Origin of the sequence: Sphingomonas xanthus, assembly GCF_007998985.1 — a bacterium.
In the GTDB taxonomy this organism is placed as follows: Bacteria; Pseudomonadota; Alphaproteobacteria; order Sphingomonadales; family Sphingomonadaceae; genus Sphingomicrobium; species Sphingomicrobium xanthum.
In genome coordinates this window covers 706209-718486 of sequence record NZ_CP041659.1, presented here as the reverse complement: position 1 = coordinate 718486, position 12278 = coordinate 706209, and the positions used below count along the sequence as shown (strand labels likewise).

9 protein-coding genes are annotated in these 12278 nt (G+C 64.9%); 7 read left to right on the top strand and 2 right to left on the bottom strand.

The window, feature by feature from the left end:
- Window positions 1-16: 16 nt before the first annotated feature.
- The gene (locus tag FMM02_RS03620) at window positions 17-409 is read right to left on the bottom strand and encodes a hypothetical protein (protein WP_147493585.1); all 393 of its coding nucleotides are present in this window, start codon (window positions 407-409) and stop codon (window positions 17-19) included.
- A gap of 187 nt (window positions 410-596) precedes the next feature.
- Between FMM02_RS03620 and mdh the strand changes: the two genes are divergently transcribed.
- The 6 genes from mdh to FMM02_RS03590 all read left to right on the top strand — a co-directional run bounded on the left by mdh (window position 597) and on the right by FMM02_RS03590 (window position 8845).
- Window positions 597-1559, top strand: a complete 963-nt coding sequence (mdh, locus tag FMM02_RS03615; RefSeq protein WP_147493584.1) for a malate dehydrogenase — start codon at window positions 597-599, stop codon at window positions 1557-1559.
- Window positions 1559-2443: a succinate--CoA ligase subunit alpha gene (sucD, locus tag FMM02_RS03610; RefSeq protein WP_147493583.1), complete on the top strand. Its 885-nt coding sequence runs from the start codon at window positions 1559-1561 to the stop codon at window positions 2441-2443. The genes mdh and sucD overlap by 1 nt, the downstream gene beginning before the upstream one ends.
- Window positions 2444-2465: 22 nt before the next feature.
- Window positions 2466-5285, top strand: coding sequence for a 2-oxoglutarate dehydrogenase E1 component (locus tag FMM02_RS03605; RefSeq protein ID WP_147493582.1), 2820 nt, complete (start codon window positions 2466-2468; stop codon window positions 5283-5285).
- A gap of 13 nt (window positions 5286-5298) precedes the next feature.
- Window positions 5299-6573, top strand: a complete 1275-nt coding sequence (gene odhB, locus FMM02_RS03600) for a 2-oxoglutarate dehydrogenase complex dihydrolipoyllysine-residue succinyltransferase (protein WP_147493581.1) — start codon at window positions 5299-5301, stop codon at window positions 6571-6573.
- A 9-nt stretch (window positions 6574-6582) separates the two neighbouring features.
- Window positions 6583-7977, top strand: a complete 1395-nt coding sequence (gene lpdA, locus FMM02_RS03595) for a dihydrolipoyl dehydrogenase (protein WP_147493580.1) — start codon at window positions 6583-6585, stop codon at window positions 7975-7977.
- Window positions 7978-8182: 205 nt separating this feature from the next.
- Entirely contained in the window at window positions 8183-8845 is a 663-nt protein-coding gene (locus tag FMM02_RS03590; protein WP_342782516.1) for a hypothetical protein, read from the top strand.
- On the opposite strand, the gene sppA is transcribed toward FMM02_RS03590, so the two are convergent.
- The gene (gene sppA, locus FMM02_RS03585; RefSeq protein ID WP_187107836.1) at window positions 8838-10709 is read right to left on the bottom strand and encodes a signal peptide peptidase SppA; all 1872 of its coding nucleotides are present in this window, start codon (window positions 10707-10709) and stop codon (window positions 8838-8840) included. The two genes, FMM02_RS03590 and sppA, sit on opposite strands and share 8 nt — an antisense overlap.
- A gap of 116 nt (window positions 10710-10825) precedes the next feature.
- Between sppA and FMM02_RS03580 the strand changes: the two genes are divergently transcribed.
- Window positions 10826-12211, top strand: coding sequence for an MATE family efflux transporter (locus tag FMM02_RS03580; protein WP_147493577.1), 1386 nt, complete (start codon window positions 10826-10828; stop codon window positions 12209-12211).
- Window positions 12212-12278 lie beyond the last annotated feature (67 nt).

Here is a 12278-nt window from a genome sequence, read left to right as displayed (position 1 = left end):
TTGCCCGGCCGCGCGACTAGCGCAACAGTGCGCTAACCACCTGTCGGATCAGCATCGTCTTCGGGTCGACGCGATAGACATAGCCGTCGCCATAGTAATAGCGGTCGCCGGGATCGAAGCCGTAGCGGCTGCGCAGGTCATAGGGGACCTGATTGTAGCTCCACATCTGACCATAGCTGCCCGGCAAGCGCTGGCCGACGTTGTACAGCTTTTTCGCCTGGCCCGGCGGCAGGCAGCCATTGTTCTTCTTGGCGAGACCCGGAGGGCAGCCGCCTGTACCATAACCGGCATGGCCCATCGCCTGGTGATTGGCGTGGCCCGCATGGGGGTTGCCCTTGCCCGGCTTGGCAATGGCCGGCGTCGTCGAGAGCAGCGCCGCGGTGCCCGCGAGGATGATGATCTGTTTCATGACGCAACTCCTAGCTTTGGCCGGGTGAATGGTCGGTGACCGGCCCGTTCACCGAAAAAAGCTTCGCTTGCGGCTTCGTTCCGCGGCACTACCGGTTGCCCCTCCCGCGCCATGCGGCTAAGCGGTCGCCGCACGGCGGCCTGCGCCGCTTCCAGACAAGAATTTTCGAAAGGCAAGGCAGAAGCCCATGGCTCGCAAGAAGATCGCGCTGATCGGCGCCGGGATGATCGGCGGCACGCTCGCCCACCTCGCGGCGAAGAAAGAAATGGGCGACATCGTCCTGTTCGACATCGCCGAGGGGATGCCGCAGGGCAAAGCGCTTGATCTTGCTCAGTGCGGTCCGATCGAAGGCTTCGATGCCAGCATCAAGGGCACCAACGATTATGCCGACATCGCCGGCGCCGACGTGGTGATCGTCACCGCCGGCGTGCCCCGCAAGCCGGGGATGAGCCGCGACGACCTGGTCGGCATCAATCTCAAGGTGATGAAAGCGGTCGGCGAGGGGATCAGGATCCATTGCCCCGACGCATTCGTCATCTGCATCACCAATCCGCTCGACGCGATGGTCTGGGCGCTACGCGAATTTTCCGGCCTGCCGCACAACAAGGTGGTGGGCATGGCCGGCGTGCTCGACTCGGCCCGTTTCGCAACCTTCCTTGCCTGGGAATTCGGCGTTTCGGTGAAGGACGTGAACGCCTTCGTGCTTGGCGGCCACGGCGACACGATGGTCCCGGTGACCAACTACACCACGGTCAGCGGCATTCCCGTCGACGACTTGGTCAAGATGGGCAAGTCATCGAAGGAAAAGATCGACGAGATCGTCAAGCGCACCCGCGCTGGCGGCGGGGAAATCGTCGGCCTGCTGAAGACCGGAAGCGCCTATTACGCCCCGGCGACCAGCGCGATCGCGATGGCCGAGGCCTATCTCGGCGACCAGAAGCGCATTCTGCCCTGCGCAGTCTATGTCGAGGGCAAATATGGTCTCGACGGGCTCTATGTCGGTGTCCCTACCGTGATCGGCGCGAACGGCGCCGAGGAAGTGATCGAGATCGACCTCGAGGGCGAAGCCAAACAGAATTTCCAGGTCAGCGTCGATGCGGTCAAAGAGCTGCTCGTCGCCTGCAAGCAGATCGACGAAAGCCTCGCATAATGTCCATTCTGGTCAATAAGAACACCAAGGTCATCACCCAGGGGATGACCGGCGAAACCGGCACCTTCCACACGCAGCAGGCGCTGGCCTACGGCACGCAGATGGTCGGCGGCGTCACGCCGGGCAAGGGCGGCACCAAGCATCTCGACCTGCCGGTGTTCGACACCGTTCGCGATGCGGTCGAGCAGACTGGTGCCGACGCCTCGGTCATCTACGTCCCGCCCCCTTTCGCCGCGGATTCAATTTGCGAGGCGATTGCCGCCGAAGTGCCGCTCATCGTGTGCATCACCGAAGGCATTCCGGTGCTCGATATGGTGCGCGTCAAGCGCGCGCTCGAGGCCTCGAAGTCGCGCCTCATCGGACCGAATTGCCCGGGCGTGCTGACGCCGGGTGAGTGCAAGATCGGCATCATGCCGGGGAACATCTTCCAGAAGGGCAGCGTCGGGGTTGTCTCGCGATCAGGCACGCTGACCTATGAAGCGGTATTCCAGACCAGCAACGAGGGGCTTGGCCAGACCACCGCGGTCGGCATCGGCGGCGATCCGGTCAAGGGCACCGAGTTCATCGAGATGCTCGAATTGTTCCTGGCCGACGACGATACAAAGTCGATCATCATGATCGGCGAGATCGGCGGCGACGCCGAGGAGCAGGCGGCACAGTTCCTGGCCGACGAGGCCAGGCGCGGGCGCAAGAAGCCGACCGTCGGCTTCATCGCCGGCCGCACCGCGCCTCCGGGCCGCCGCATGGGCCATGCCGGCGCGATCGTATCGGGCGGCAAGGGCGATGCGGAATCGAAGATCGCGGCGATGGAGGCGGCTGGAATCCGGGTGTCCCCGAGCCCATCTGAATTGGGCAGGACGTTGAGGGACCTGCTGAACGCCTAACCCAGGCGCACGGAAAGAGACGATGGACGAGCTGAGCGGACTGTCGATCGAACGCGAGCAGGGCCCGAGCTGGGCACGGCCGAACTGGCCGGTGGCCGAACTCGACTCCGCCAATCTCGGGCTCGACCCGACCGAGGCGACGATCGAGAAGGTGGCGGAGAAGGCCCGGGCGGCAGTCGTTGCAGCCGGGATCGGCGATGAGGCCACCATTCGCCGGGCCGCCGAGGACAGCATCCGGGCGATGATGCTGATCCGTACCTATCGGGTGCGCGGCCATCTTGCCGCCAAACTCGACCCGCTCGGTTTGCACCGCAGCGAGCTACCGGCCGACCTGACCCCCGCCTATCATGGTTTTTCCGAAGCCGACCTCGACCGCAAGATTTGGCTTGGCGGGACACTTGGCTTCGACCAGGCGTCGATCCGGCAGATCCTGCCCGTCCTCCAGGCCAATTACTGCGGAACCGTCGGGCTGGAATATATGCATATCAACGACCTGCAGGAGCGCCGCTTCCTGCAGGACCGGCTGGAAGGCAAGGACGCCGAAATCAGCTTCACGCCCGAAGGCAAGCAGGCGATCCTCGAAAAGGTCATCCAGGGCGAGCAGTGGGAAAAATTCCTTGCCCGCAAATATGTCGGGACCAAACGCTTTGGCCTCGATGGCGGCGAAAGCGCCATTCCCGCGCTTGAAGCGGTAATCAAATATGGCGGGCAGATGGGGGTCGAGGAAATTGCCGTCGGCATGGCCCATCGCGGCCGCCTCAACGTCCTGACCAACGTCATGGGCAAGCCCTATCGCGCCGTGTTTCACGAGTTTGCGGGCGGTGCGACCAATCCCGCCGACGTCGGCGGATCGGGCGACGTCAAATATCACCTCGGCACTTCCACCGATCGGGAATTCGACGGCAACAAGGTCCATTTGTCGCTGCTTCCCAACCCGTCGCACCTTGAGGCGGTGAACCCGGTGGTGCTCGGCAAGGCCCGCGCGGTACAGACGATCAAGGCCGACAAGGAAGGCGACCGAGTCCTTCCCATCCTGCTTCACGGCGACGCCGCCTTCGCCGGACAGGGCGTGGTGTGGGAGTGCCTCGGCTTTTCCGGCCTGCCCGGTTACGGCACGGGCGGCTGCATCCACTTCGTCATCAACAACCAGGTCGGCTTCACCACCAGTCCTCAGTTCGCCCGGTCTTCGCCCTATCCGTCGGACGTCGCCAAGGGCATCCAGGCGCCGATCCTTCACGTCAACGGCGACGATCCTGAAGCCGTCACCTTCTGCTGCAAGCTGGCGATCGAATATCGCCAGGAATTCAACCGCGACATCGTCATCGACATGTGGTGCTACCGCCGCTTCGGGCACAATGAGGGCGACGAGCCAAGCTTCACCCAGCCGGTGATGTACGACGCGATCCGCAAGCAGCCGCCGATCAGCAAAATCTATGGTGATCGCCTGATTGCCCAGGGCATCGTCGATCAGCGGTGGATCGACGAGGCGACCGCGGCTTTCGTCCGGCATCTCGAGGCCGAATTCGAGGCGGGCAGCAGCTATTTGCCCAACAAGGCCGACTGGTTCGAAGGCCGCTGGCAGGGCTTGGGGCGACCGGGTGAACCGGTCGACGCGCGTCGCAACGTCAATACCGCCATCTCCGACGAGCAATATCAGGGTCTTGCCAGACTGCTGACCACGGTCCCCGAAGGCCTCACCGTCCACAGGACGCTGTCCCGAATCCTTGATGCGCGGCGCAAGACGCTTGAGGAAGGGCAGGGGATCGACTGGGCGACCGCCGAGGCCCTGGCCTTTGGCAGCCTGTGCGAAGACGGCTATCGGGTGCGCCTGTCGGGCCAGGATTCGGGCCGGGGCACCTTTAGCCAGCGCCACGCCGTCTGGACCGACCAGGAGAGTGGCGAGAAATATATTCCGCTGCGCACCATCGAGCGCGACGGCCGCCCGCGGTTCGAAGTGCGCGACAGCCCATTGTCGGAATTCGGCGTGCTCGGCTTCGAATATGGCTATTCGCTGGCCGACCCCAAGGCATTGGTGTTGTGGGAAGCGCAGTTCGGCGATTTCGCCAACGGCGCGCAGACAATCATGGACCAGTTCGTCGCCGCGGGCGAAGCCAAGTGGCTGCGCGCATCAGGACTGGTCTTGCTGCTGCCGCATGGCTTTGAGGGCCAGGGGCCGGAACATAGCTCGGCCCGGCTCGAGCGCTATCTGCAATTGTGCGCCGAGGATAATATCCAGGTCGCCAATTGCACGACGCCGGCCAACTATTTCCATATTCTCCGGCGGCAGATGCTGCGCGATTTCCGCAAGCCGCTGGTGATGATGACTCCCAAGTCGCTGCTTCGTCACAAGCTGGCGGTGTCGGCCCGCGACGATTTCATCGGCGAGGGCCATTTCCGGCGGATTCTGAGCGATCTCAATCCGCCCGTGGCAGGTGAAGTGACCCGCGCCGTGCTCTGTTCGGGCAAACTCGCCTATGAGTTGATGGACGCGCGCGACGCGGCCGACGACCGCACCACGGAGATCATCCGAATCGAACAGCTTTATCCCTTCCCGGGAGAGCCGCTGGTCAAGCGGCTGCGCGCCATGCCGAGGCTTGAAGAACTGGTCTGGGCCCAAGAAGAGCCGAAGAACAACGGCGCCTGGCACTTCGTCGAGGACGAGCTTGAACAGGCGCTCGAGGAGGCTGGTTTCGCCGGTATGCGTCCGCGCTATGCCGGCCGCGCCGCCTCGGCCTCGCCCGCAACCGGGCTTGCCAAGCGCCACGCTGCCGAACAGGCGGCCTTGATCGCCGACGCGCTGGGGCATAGCAGCCACACCGCCGCCACCAAGCAAGCTTCTTAAGGACAAGCGACCCATGGCCACCGATGTTAAGGTTCCCGCGCTGGGCGAATCGATTACCGAAGGCACGCTCGCGCAATGGCTCAAGAAGCCGGGTGAACAGGTCGCGGTCGACGAGCCGATCGCCAGCCTGGAAACCGACAAAGTGTCGGTCGAGGTGCCCTCGCCGGTCGCCGGGACGCTTGCCGAACAGCTCTTTGCCGAAGGCGACACGGTCGAAGTGGGCGCGATCATCGCGCGCATCGGCAAAGGCGATGGCCAGGGCGCCGCGCAACCCGCGCCCGCCAAGGAAGATGGCAGCGTCAACCCCGCCGGCCCGGCCGAAACCCCGATGCCGCGGGGCGACGAACATGCGCCAGTCGCGGACTCGAATGCGCCTGCCGATCTGACGCTTTCGCCGGCCGTGCGTCGCGCCGTGCTCGAACATCATGTCGATCCGTCGAAGATTTCGGGCACCGGCAAGGACGGACGGATCACCAAGGACGATGTGCTGGCCGCGGCCAAGGCCAAGGACGGCAATCGCGCCGAGCCCGCGGCGGCGGCCGAGCCGCCCCGCGCTTCCGCCGCCGCAGCGGGCGCTTCCGGACGCGAGCGCCGCGAGGAACGCGTCAAGATGAGCCGGCTTCGCCAGACCATCGCTAGCCGCCTCAAGGAAGCCCAGAACACCGCCGCGCTGCTGACCACCTTCAACGACGTCGACATGTCGGCGGTGATGGATGCGCGCGGCCGCTACAAGGATTTGTTCGAGAAGAAGCATGGCATTCGCCTCGGCTTCATGAGCTTCTTCGTGAAGGCCGCCGCGCTTGCCGCGCGCGATGTCCCATCGGTCAATGCCCGGATCGAGGGCGACGAGATTGTCTATGCCGACTATCTCGACGTGTCGGTCGCGGTCTCCGCGCCCAAGGGGCTGGTGGTGCCGGTGATTCGCTCGGCCGACGCGATGAGCTTCGCCGAGATCGAGAAGACCATCGCCGACTTCGGCAAGCGGGCCAAGGACGGCAGCCTTGGCATGGACGAAATGAAGGGCGGCACGTTCACCATTTCCAACGGCGGCGTGTTCGGATCGCTATTGTCGACCCCGATCATCAACCCGCCCCAGTCGGCGGTCCTCGGCCTCCACCGCATCGAGGAGCGCCCCGTGGTTCGCGACGGCCAAGTCGTGGTACGGCCGATGATGTATCTGGCGCTGAGCTACGATCATCGCCTCATCGACGGCCGCGAAGCGGTCACTTTCCTGGTTCGCATCAAGGAAGCGATCGAGGACCCGACCCGCCTGCTGATCGACCTGTAAGGATTTCCCATGGCTGATTTCGATTTCGACGTTCTGGTAATCGGCGCCGGTCCCGGCGGCTATGTCGCGGCGATCCGCGCCGCGCAACTGGGCCTTAAGACTGCCTGCGCCGAAGGCCGCGATACACTTGGCGGCACATGCCTCAACGTCGGCTGTATCCCTTCGAAGGCGATGCTCCATGCGTCGGAATATTTTGACGCCGCGGCCAATGGCGCGATGGCCAAGATGGGCATCAAGGTCGAACCGGAGCTCGACCTCGAAGCGATGCACGGCCAGCGCAGGACTGCGGTGAAGCAACTGACCGGCGGCATAGAAATGCTGTTCCGGAAAAACAAGGTCGAATGGTTGAAAGGCTATGCCGCCTTCACCGGCGCCAACAGCGTCACGGTGGGAGACCGCACCGTGACCGCCAAGAACATCGTCATTGCCACGGGGTCCTCGGTTACGCCGCTGCCCGGGGTCGAGGTCGACCAGAAGGTGGTGGTCGATTCGACGGGTGCGCTAGAACTGCCCAAAGTGCCGGAACATATGGTCGTCATCGGCGGCGGCGTGATCGGGCTGGAGCTTGGCTCGGTCTGGCGGCGGCTGGGCGCCCGGGTGACCTGCGTCGAATTCCTCGACCAGATCCTGCCGGGCATGGACGGCGACGTCCGCAAGGAAGCCAACAAGATTTTCAAGAAGCAGGGCATCGAGTTCAGGCTTGGCACCAAGGTCACGGGCGTCAGCGTCGATGGCGGCAAGGCCAGCCTGACGCTGGAACCGGCCAAGGGCGGCGATGCCGAAACGCTCGAGGCCGACTGCGTCCTGGTGTCGATCGGGCGCAGGCCCAACACCGACGGCCTCGGCCTCGACAAGATCGGGCTGGAATTGAACCAGCGCCGTCAGATCGAGATCGATCATGACTTCCGCACCAAAGTGGCGGGCGTTTGGGCGATCGGCGACGTCGTTCCCGGACCGATGCTTGCCCACAAGGCCGAGGACGAGGGCATCGCGGTCGCCGAGAATATCGCTGGCCTGACCGGTATCGTGAACCATGATATCATCCCCTCGGTGGTTTACACGATGCCGGAAATCGCCGGGGTCGGCCTCACCGAGGAACAGGCCAAGGAAGGCGGCGCCGAGATCAAGGTCGGGAAATTTCCGATGCTCGCCAACAGCCGCGCCAAGACCAATCATGAGCCCGACGGGTTCGTGAAGGTCATCGCCGACGCCAAGACCGACCGGGTGCTGGGCGTGTGGTGTATCGCCAGCGTCGCCGGGACGATGATTGCCCAGGCCGCGCAGGCGATGGAGTTCGGCGCGACCAGTGAAGACATCGCCTACACCTGTCACGCCCACCCGACCCATTCGGAGGCGCTCAAGGAAGCGGCCATGGCGGTGACCGGAAAGCCCATTCACATCTAGCTTGCCGACAGGACATTAACCTGAATTATTTAAAGGCATGACGGGCGGCAAAGGCGCGGCTAGATAGCGCGCTTGCCGATTCGGCGCCGGATGGCCGCGGGCATTGGCCGCATCCCGGAAAGACAATGATTCGGCCTGTGACCAGGAGGCACGAATGGGGGTTCGCGCGACGCTTCGGCGTTATCATATTTGGCTAGGATGGCTGGTGGCCATTCCTTTCCTGTTCTGGACGGTTTCGGGGCTGGTCATGGTGGCCAAGCCGATTGAGGAAGTGCGCGGCACGAACCTCATCGCGGAGCCCAAGCCGCTTACCGTCGATCCGCGGTTTGTCGTACCCGACACTGCCGGCCTGCCGGTCAGCGCGATGGCGCTGGAGGCGCGCGCAGGCGGGCCTCTCTGGAAATTGAGCTTCGATGACGGGAAGTCGCGCCTTGCCGACCCGATGACCGGCCGCCTGCTGCCGCCGATTGGGGCGGCCGACGCCGCGCGCGAGGTCATGTCCCGCTACACCGGAAAGGCCAGTGTCGCCGACGTCAGCAGGGTCGCGACCGACAGCCCGCCGATCGAACTTCGCCGGGCGATGGACGGCTGGCGCGTGCGGCTCGACGATGACACCCATTTCTACGTCGATGCCGGCTCGGGCGAAATCATTGCCCGCCGAACGAGCTGGTGGCGGATCTACGACTTCATGTGGGGACTGCACATCATGGACCTGCAGGGCCGGACCGACACCAACAACCCCTGGGTGGTCAGCTTCGGAATGCTGTCGCTTCTGATGGTTCTGCTGGCGCTCATCCTGCTACCGCTGACGATCCGCCGCAAGAACGACAACGGCAACGGCACCGGCAGCAGGGCAAAACCTAGCTAAGCAACCGTTCCAGCCAGCTCCGGTCATCGCGGGTGAGACGTGCCGCGGCCGCCGCCGGCGGACATTCGAGGCAGCGCGCCTGGATCGTCGGCCCGCGCAGGATCGACCGCAGGTCGCCGACGATCCGCGCCAGCATCGCCTCGGGCGTCGCGCTGAGCGAGGCGAAGGTGTCGGTCGGCGCTCCGCTGCCGTCACCTGCGCTACTGTCCCCAGTCAGCGCGGCGATGAGCGTGTCGGCGAAACCATCCTCTTTCTCAAGATAGGTGAGCCCGCGCTCGTCTTCGGCCAGCTTCGCCAGTTCAGCGGCCTTCGCGACCGCATCATCCAACCCGCCGAAGCCATCGACCAGACCCAGCTGCCGCGCCGAACCGCCATCCCAGACCCTGCCCTGCGCGATCCGGTCGATCTCCGCTGGCGACTTGCGCCGCGCCTCGGCGACGATGCCGAGGAACTTGGCATAGACCTGTTCGACTCCGGCCTGGATTACCGCATTGACTTGCGGCGAGGGCCCATTGAGCAAGTCCGGTTCGCCCGAAAGCGGCGTGGTCTTGATACCATCCGCGCCGACGCCCAGCTTCGCCAGTGCCCCTTCGAAGCTCGGCAAAACGCCGAACACGCCGATCGAGCCGGTGACGGTGGACGGTTCGGCGAACACGAAGTCGCCTGGCGTCGCCACCCAATAGCCGCCGGATGCGGCGACCGATCCCATCGAAACGACAACCGGGATCTTCTTTTCCTTGGCGGCCAGCAACGCCTGGCGGATCCTTTCCGAGGCCATTGCCGATCCGCCGGGGCTGTCAACCCGGACCACCAGCGCCTTGAGCGGGTGCTCGGCGAGGCCTTTTTCGATCAGCCTGGCGATTGTCTCGCCGCCAGCGCTGCCGGGGCCGGCCTTGCCGTCGACAATCTCTCCGGCAATGGTCACCACACCAATCGGCCCAGTTTCAGGGCTCGCCGCGGCGCGTTCATAGGCCGCTAGCTTGATCCTTTTGTAGCCGTGAGCACTATCCTCGTCCGTGCCGCCAAGCTCCGCTAGTCGGGCTTCGAACGCCCTGCGCTCGCCGATCTTGTCGACCAGCTTGAGCTGAAGCGCGGCTTGCGCCAGGTCGCCGCGCGCCGCCTGCACCACCGCGACGGGATCGCTCATCATCCGACCGAGACCGGGGGTGGCCTGCGGGCGGGCCCTAGCGACGTCCTCGCGCCAGGTTTCCAGAAGCGCGTCGCCCAGTGCCTGGGCATTTTCCTTGGCCTCGGGGGACATGTCGTTGCGCATGAACGGCTCGACCGCCGACTTATAGGTGCCGACGCGATAGATGTTCGCGGTGACGCCAAGCTTGTCGAGGAGGCCCTTGAAATAGAGGTTGTTGCCGCCCGGACCGGCAACCGCCACCAATCCCATCGAGGGAAGCCAGATTTCGGACGCGTTCGCCGCCAACTGGTAGCGGTCGTCGGTATAGCCGGTGGCATAGGCGATCACCGGCTTGCCCGCGGCCTTCACTTCGCGAATCTTCTCGCCAAGCGCCGAAAGTGCCGGCTGCCCGCCGCCGAGGAAGCCATCCAGGTCGAGCGCGACAGCCTTGACCCGGTCATCCGACTTGGCCTCGTCCAGCACCGCCACCAAGTCGCGCAGCTCGAATTCGCGCATGATGCTGCCGCCGCCCAGCGCCGCCGCGAACGGATCGGGCCGGGCCGCCTGTTCGACCAGAACGCCATCAAGGTCCATCGCCAAAACGCCATCGCTGATCGGGTCGGGCCGCGCCGACAGCGCCGCGTAAAGCACCCCGAAGAACATCAGCATGGCGATCAGGACCAATCCATCCTTGATCCCGACCAGAAGCTTCCACACCGCGCGAACAAACCGCATCCCCATATCTCCTTTGGAGCGTGGAATAATGCAGAAACGGGCGCGCGCCCAACGGATTTCGATGAAGCGCCTGCATGATGTTCCGGGTGCGATGCGAAGCTGCTAGGCGCCGGCGCATGAATCGTGCGCCCCATTCCCGATCACCCTGGCGCGCGGAGCTTCGTGCGACGCTGACGCTGGCCTGGCCGCTGATCCTGTCAAACCTCACCATGGCCGCGATCCAGGCGACCGATGTGGTGTTGATGGGCTGGCTCGGAGCGCGGCCGCTGGCGGCGTCGGCGCTAGGGCTCAACCTGACGTTCGCGTTCAGCCTGATCTGCCTCGGTCTCGTCACGGCCTCATCGCCGATGATGGCTACCGCGCTTGGTGCCCGGCTGCGGTCGGTGCAGGACGTGCGCCGCAGTTTCCGCCAATCCCTGTGGTTGGTCGGCACGATCACCGTCCCGGTCTGGCTGGTGCTGTGGAACAGCGAGCCAGTGATCCGCGCGCTGGGACAGGAGCCGGCGCTGGCGGCCGATGCCCGGCTGTTCCTGCGCGGTTACATGTGGTCGATGCTGCCCTTCCTTTTGTTCCAGGCAATGCGCAACTTCGTCGCGGCGCTTGAGCGGCCAGGCTGGGTGCTGGCGATCAGCCTGGGCGCGATTCCGCTCAACGCGATGCTCGCCTATGGCCTCATCTTCGGGCGTTTCGGCCTTCCTGAATGGGGGATTTTTGGCGGCGGACTGGCCAGCTCGATCGTCTGGATGCTCCAGGCGGTCCTGCTTGGGCTGGTGATCGTCACCGACCGGCAGTTTCGCCGCTTCCATCCTTTCGGGCGCTTCTGGCGGCCCGACTGGCCACGGTACCGGCGGATGTGGCGGATCGGCCTGCCGATCGGCCTCGCGATGGGCTTCGAAGGCGGGGTGTTCAGCGCCGCAGCCTATCTGATGGGACTGATCGACGCTGAAAGCGTCGCCGCGCATGCCGTTGCGCTGCAGATCGCGGCCTTATCCTTCATGGTCCCCTGGGGCCTAAGCCAGGCCGCAACCGTGCGGGTGGGGCGTCATCTCGGAGAGCGGAACCGGCAAGGGATCGGGCGCGCGGGCGCCGTCGCCTGGGTCCTTGGGGTGGGCTTCATGGCCCTCATGGCGCTGGTCATCTGGGCCATCCCGCGTGAGCTGATGACGCTGTTTCTCGACGACACCCCGCAGAACGCTCGGGTCATCGCGCTCGGCGTGTCCTTCCTTGCGATCGCGGCGATCTTCCAGATCGTCGACGGCGCCCAGGTCGTCGGCGCGGGCATGTTGCGCGGCCTTCACGATACGCGCGTACCGATGATCTTCACCTTCGTTGGATATTGGGCGATCGGCATCGGTGCCGGCACCTGGCTGGCCTTCCGGGAAGGCTGGCAAGGGCAGGGGGTCTGGACTGGGCTTGCGGTTGGGCTGACGATCGTCGCGATCCTGATGGGCTGGCGCTGGATGCGCCGGGACGCGCTTGGCCTCACCCGCACCGCGCAATAAGCCGCCTTGCCCATTGACGGGCTGGACTAGCCAACCCATATGCCCGCCATCGCTGGCACTCTGATGA

Bases quoted from the DNA above. Each gene is read 5' to 3' on its own strand.
- FMM02_RS03620 (WP_147493585.1), bottom strand. From the start codon at position 409: ATGAAACAGATCATCATCCTCGCGGGCACCGCGGCGCTGCTCTCGACG.
- mdh (WP_147493584.1), top strand. From the start codon at position 597: ATGGCTCGCAAGAAGATCGCGCTGATCGGCGCCGGGATGATCGGCGGC.
- sucD (WP_147493583.1), top strand. From the start codon at position 1,559: ATGTCCATTCTGGTCAATAAGAACACCAAGGTCATCACCCAGGGGATG.
- FMM02_RS03605 (WP_147493582.1), top strand. From the start codon at position 2,466: ATGGACGAGCTGAGCGGACTGTCGATCGAACGCGAGCAGGGCCCGAGC.
- odhB (WP_147493581.1), top strand. From the start codon at position 5,299: ATGGCCACCGATGTTAAGGTTCCCGCGCTGGGCGAATCGATTACCGAA.
- lpdA (WP_147493580.1), top strand. From the start codon at position 6,583: ATGGCTGATTTCGATTTCGACGTTCTGGTAATCGGCGCCGGTCCCGGC.
- sppA (WP_187107836.1), bottom strand. From the start codon at position 10,709: ATGCGGTTTGTTCGCGCGGTGTGGAAGCTTCTGGTCGGGATCAAGGAT.
- FMM02_RS03580 (WP_147493577.1), top strand. From the start codon at position 10,826: ATGAATCGTGCGCCCCATTCCCGATCACCCTGGCGCGCGGAGCTTCGT.